5 protein-coding genes are annotated in these 5,383 nt (G+C 62.1%); 2 read left to right on the top strand and 3 right to left on the bottom strand.

The genetic code is table 11. From position 1 onward, the window contains the following. Positions 1-75 precede the first annotated feature (75 nt). The gene (locus ABIZ35_RS13140) at positions 76-669 is read left to right on the top strand and encodes a hypothetical protein (RefSeq protein ID WP_348220364.1); all 594 of its coding nucleotides are present in this window, start codon (positions 76-78) and stop codon (positions 667-669) included. Here ABIZ35_RS13140 and ABIZ35_RS13135 read toward each other — a convergent pair. From ABIZ35_RS13135 to ABIZ35_RS13125, 3 genes are read right to left on the bottom strand one after another with little or no spacing between them, the layout of a single operon-like run. Continuing rightward, positions 581-904: a DUF167 domain-containing protein gene (locus tag ABIZ35_RS13135; RefSeq protein WP_348220363.1), complete on the bottom strand. Its 324-nt coding sequence runs from the start codon at positions 902-904 to the stop codon at positions 581-583. The two genes, ABIZ35_RS13140 and ABIZ35_RS13135, sit on opposite strands and share 89 nt — an antisense overlap. Continuing rightward, a complete protein-coding gene (locus tag ABIZ35_RS13130; protein WP_348220362.1) occupies positions 901-2,508 on the bottom strand; it encodes a type II CAAX endopeptidase family protein in 1,608 nt (535 codons plus the stop codon). The genes ABIZ35_RS13135 and ABIZ35_RS13130 overlap by 4 nt, the downstream gene beginning before the upstream one ends. Continuing rightward, a complete protein-coding gene (locus tag ABIZ35_RS13125; RefSeq protein WP_348220361.1) occupies positions 2,505-3,155 on the bottom strand; it encodes a hypothetical protein in 651 nt (216 codons plus the stop codon). The genes ABIZ35_RS13130 and ABIZ35_RS13125 overlap by 4 nt, the downstream gene beginning before the upstream one ends. Before the next feature lie 91 nt (positions 3,156-3,246). Here ABIZ35_RS13125 and ABIZ35_RS13120 point away from each other — a divergent pair. Further along, the coding region (locus ABIZ35_RS13120) for a sugar-binding protein (protein WP_348220360.1) at positions 3,247-5,383 on the top strand (2,137 nt) is incomplete at its 3' end.

The raw sequence follows: 5,383 nt of genomic DNA, 5'->3' as shown, positions 1-5,383 counted from the left end.
GTGGCGCGAAGCGCCGGGGTGGGTCACGTCGGAGAGGTGGCGCGAAGCGAATTGGGCTCCTCAAAAGGATAATCGATGAAGGCAGTGTTTGGATTGGTGGGATTGATGGTGGTGCTCGGCGCGGTGTACGCGCTGGCGTTCCTGCAGATCATTCCCGCGCAGAAGATGGCGGAAAAGTCGCCGGCGATGATGAAAATCATGCAGCCTCTGCATTTGGCGAAGCCAAAACCGAAGGCTAAGCTTGTGGCGAAGGCAGGGGCGCCCGTCGATTCGGCGAAACTGGCGCTGGACGCGCAGCAGGCGAAGCTGGACGCCGACCGGGCGCAGCTGGAAATAGATCGTCAGGCGTTCGCGGCCGAGAAGGCGGCGCCGACAGTCGGGGCCAGTGGACAGCCGGCCGCGCCACCCATCGATCCGAAACAAAAGCGACTCGATATCTATGCGACGATGGGCGCGGACGACATCGCAGGCATCTTCGCCAAACAGCCCGACAAAGTCGTACTGTCGGACCTGATGGCGCTCGATGAAAAAAAGGCGGGGCAGATCCTGGCGGCGATTCCGGCAGACCGGGCGGCGAAGCTCACTCAGCTGATGAACGCTCTGCCGAGCGGCGCTTCTCCGACAACTGCGTCAAGCGGCGCTCCGCCTCGTCCGCGGGCAGTTCTGTAACAAGCAAGACCTTGCTCCGGCTCTTCGCGCCAGAGACGAGACTGACCTGCGATTTGCGCACCCCCAGCGCCTCCGCTAGAAACTCGCAGCATGCGGCGTTCGCCGCCCCCTCGATGGGCGGCGCCGTAATCCTCATCGAAACGATCCCACCGGCATAATCCGTGATCGCATTGCTCGACGCCTTGGGCGTCAGGCGCACGGAGATCCGCGTCTGGATCGGTTCAGACTTCTTCATCCCGACATCACCGCCAGCAATAACAGAGTCGTCGTGAAGTTATTGACGAAGTGCGCCGTCATCGACGGCAGCAGCGACTGACGCGTCTGCGTCATCCAGGCGAACACCATCCCAAGAACCGCGATTGTGATTTGCTCGCCCGGCCCGACCGGATGAGCAAAGCCAAAGATCAACCCAGAAACGACAATCGCGGGCCAGGGGCCAAGCTGCATCTGGAGCGCGTTCATCAGCACGCCTCGGAATAAGATCTCCTCTACGAAGGGCGCAGCAATCGACGCAAGCATGAGCAGCAGCAAAGGGATAAGCAATCCGGACGCTCCGACAATCTGAGGAATGACCGGATTGGCGGGGCTGGGAGAGTGTTCAAAAATCTTTTTTCCGATAAGGGCCACGATAAGCAGGATCGGCGTCGCGAGAGCGTATCCGGCCACCCCATACAGGAAATTCACGCCCTTGAACCGGATGTTCCATCCGATCTCGTCGGCGAGCGACGCCCCCCGCCCGCGCGCGATCGCCATCAGGAGAAAAATGGGCGGCAGGGCGGTGAGCACATAAACGAAGGACTCCAGGACGACCTCCAGCGTATTGCGCTGCTGGGCCGACATACGGACGATTTGGGGCTGAAAGTGGCTAAAGAGCCCATGAAATTGCAGTGCGTGGCTGTGTCCCAATCCGGTGAATCCTGAAGCGATGAGTGTGACCACTTGCCGGGACAACAGATAAACGATAAATACGCCCGCCAGCTCGCCTGCAGTGATTTTACGATCGTCTCGGGCAATCGCCGGCTCAATCCGCCAAATACGTATGGTTTCGGGATTGTTCAGGCGAATGACGGCAAGCACCAGCAGAATAATCAGGAGACCGGCCCCAAACAACGCCAGCATTCCCCGCGCGAGGAGGATGGCGCCGCCACTGACCACCGGGGTCATGGCGCGACTGCGCGCGATCGTGTTCCAGCGCGTCGTTTCCGTGGGGTTGCTGGTCGACTTGTATATGGCAGCCGTGGCCGCGGCGCCCCACCATCGGATGTTCGGCAGCGCTCTGATTTGAACGGCCAGTTTTTCTCGAACGTGTGGAGGGGTTTTGGCATCGAACGCGGCGGACCACAGCGCGCCTTCCCGCACGGTACTCAACCGCTCCTTGGGACTAAGCCCCGGCGAGAGGTCCTTACCAAAGGCGTCGAGCGGCGCGCCGGATTTTTTGCCGACGGCGAACGGGGGCGTCCCGAGCAGCGCGCGCAATACAATCACACGACGGACCGCGCTGACCGAGTTGTGCGTTCCGTGCTCCAGGTCTTCTGCTTTGGAAAGCACGTCTTTGAGCTGTATGGCGTCTGGCGCGGCGGAGTCGCCAGCGGCGAGAGACGTCACAAAGGCGTTCTTCGCCTCCAGGTCTACCTGCATCAGATCCTGAAACGCGTCGCTATCCACGCGGCCTTCCGCAGCCTTCGCCATGCGGCCGACAATGCCGGGGGGGCGCGGTGAAAACGAGAGAGCGCATTGAAACAGCGCCCAAAAGGCTAAGACGATCCAAACCCATGTCGGACAGATCGAACGGCGCTGTGACGGCGCGGCAGGCGGCGGAGAAGGGGGAGGATTGATCATGGAAGCGGCGGCGGTCCAGGAAGGCTAATGCGATTTGCCTTGGCGTCTGATTTCTGAATACTGACCACGCGTGTCAAGTTGTGCTCCACGGCGAGGCCGTCGGGCCAATGCGCCTTGATCGCCTTCCAGGTCTTGACGCTGCTATTAATGTCGCCGGCGCGCTCATAGGCATGCGCGAGCGTTTTCCAATCGTTGATATCCGCGCCTTTTTTCAGGACGCCTTTGCGCAGCACAAGCGCCGCCGCCTTGTAATCCTTCAGCGTATGGAAGTAAAACGTCCCAAGGTTGTAGGACGCATAGGCGTCTTTTGGATTATTGCGCGCTCCCATCTGATAGAACGCCTCGGCGTCATTCAGATTGCCCAGGCTTTCCATCAGCCACGCGCCGGTGGCGTAGCATTCGACAAACTTGGGATCAGCGCCAACAATGATCCGGTCCAGCGCAATAATGCGCGGATAATCGCCATGGTGCCAGTGCTCATCGTTCTCCGCCCAAAGGTCATCGACAATGGCGCTGACGATCCCGTTCACCTGTGCTTGGCTGGACTGCGGCGCGGCGCCAGCGCGGTTCGCATGGGGAGCGGCCTGCGCTGTCCCTGCGGCGCAAAGGACGAGAAAAAGCGCGGCGGCGATTCGGGAACGGATCATGACAAGATACTCCTGCTTCTTATTATAACGCAATCGTTCATGAGTGTCCAGCGGTGATTGACATACCGTCACCGCGAGGCTATAATGCTTCATGTTCAGAAAAGTCTGCGGCTGGGCGGCGATGCTGTCCCTTTCGCTCATTCCCTACAGCGCAAGCGCTCAAACCGATGCCGGCAAACGCGTCTCCGCCCTCTACACCAGCTGGGACGATTATTACTTCTACGCAGCCTTCCAGGTCAACGACCGCAACGTCGTCGGCGTGAACAATACCCCGATCTCGCAGCCACAGCAAGACGACGATATCGAGATCTTCTTTGAGACGGATCGCGCACGCGCGAAGGTGCGTACACCTCACACGTTTCAAATGGCTGTCTCAGCCGCCGGCGGCTCCTACTTCAGTATCGGAGACAATGGCAAGATTCCCAAGGCCAAAGTCGTCTATACCTACAAGTACGCCGCCAAAGTCGACGGAACGCTGAACGATCCTTCCGACGGCGATACGGGCTACACGGTCGAGATCGCGATTCCCTGGGCGGAATTGGGCGTCACGAAGCCTCCCAAGGATGGGACCGCCTGGGGCTTCAACGTGATCTCCCGCGACCGTTCGTCCACAGCCGTCGCCGGCGACCGGTTCTATTCGCTTTCCTCCGGAGTGCAGAGCGCGGAGGATGTGCAGGACCCGTCGAAGTGGGCCAGCATCGTCTTCACCTCCGGTGGAACCGCTCCCGAAGCGTCTGAGAAGACCGTTGTGTCGCCGCGCGTCGTAACCCGTTTCCCGCTGATCAACGGGTCGGTCGTGAGCGGCGAATGGCCGAGCATCTCCCGAGCCTCGTTCGGCGCCAAAGCCATCACCGGAAATGCGCCCACCGCCGCGGAAGAACCGAACACCGCAGATTCTCCCTTCGCCGCACCGCCCCCGGAGGCGGTCAAGCCGCCCAAGCCAGAGCCAGGGCCGATCGTTCCAGAGACGCCCACGACGCCGGTCGTGAAAAACCCGACCACCGGCCCGCCGACGTCCATCGAGCTTCCCGGCGGCGGCTCCATCAAAATTGTCCCCGGCGGCATCCACACCGTTCCCGGCGAGCAAACCGCGTCGAATAGCGGCGTGGACACCCGCCCGCGCCGCAACCCGCTGACGCCCAAATTCCCCGCCGGCTATACGCCCCAGGCGCCGGCTGTCTCACTGACCGGCTCACTACAGCTGACGCCCGCCAGGGCGCCCGCGCTGGTGATGGCGATCTACCGCGTGGATTACAACGCCGACGGCCGCAAGGCCCCGTCGCAAAACGTGTGGAACGCACAGGGCCGCACACAGCTGATGGACCAGCCGATGGACGGCGCCGGCCCCTGGTTCTCCGGACTGCGCGCCTCCTGGCACCGCCAGCAGCTGAGCGAGCTCCGCCGCGCGGGGATCAACATTGCGCTGATCCGCGCCCGCAAGGACGACCCTCTCCTGACAAAGGAGCTCAGCGCTCTTGTCCAGGCGCTCAAGCAGATGGCCGCCGATGGCGAAGATTACCCGCTGATCGGCGTCTGCCGCTCAGGCGCCGACGGCGCGGATTACAACGACATCTACAGCCGTATCCCTGTCCAGTTCCGATGTACGCTGGAACTCCCGACCACCGAAGGGAATCCGATGCCGCCCGCCTATCTGGTGTACGACGCGGATGGCCAATCGGATACCAGCGGCAAAGCGCTTGCCGATGGCGGGCGGGTGATTATCCTCTCGTCCGTGGATAACATCGCCACCGTCACTCCCGGCGGCGCGCATGGCGCGACCATCACCTCCCGCGCCGGTGGGGACGCCTACGCGGCGTCGTGGGCGTCGGCTCTCGAATCGCATCCCGCCATGATCGTCATCGACAGCTGGAACGACTTCACGCACGGCACGGAGCTGGCCCCCTCACGGCAGTATGCCCAGCAGTATGTCGATCAGACCCGCCTCAAGACTATCGAGTTCAACGGCGCGCATCAGTGGCACGCCAAGTATCTGAGCGAAGCCGCCCCGCGCACGATCCAGCAGAAGCGGCTTTACCAGATCCCGATCCGTATCGAGAACGCCGGCTCCCTGCCGTGGCGCGCGGGCGAAGATTACGCGCTCTGCCCCCGCTGGTACAAAGATGGCCGCCTCTACGATGACAGCGCCCCGCGAGTCCCGCTCGGCCGCAACGTGGCGCCAGGCGATTCGATCACCCTGAGCGTCGGTGTAGTGGCGATCAACGGCTACG

It is taken from the genome of Capsulimonas sp., assembly GCF_039929585.1.
GTDB lineage: Bacteria > Armatimonadota > Armatimonadia > Armatimonadales > Capsulimonadaceae > Capsulimonas.
The sequence above is the reverse complement of the archived record's forward strand: the minus strand, read 5'-3'. Positions and strand labels throughout refer to the sequence as shown.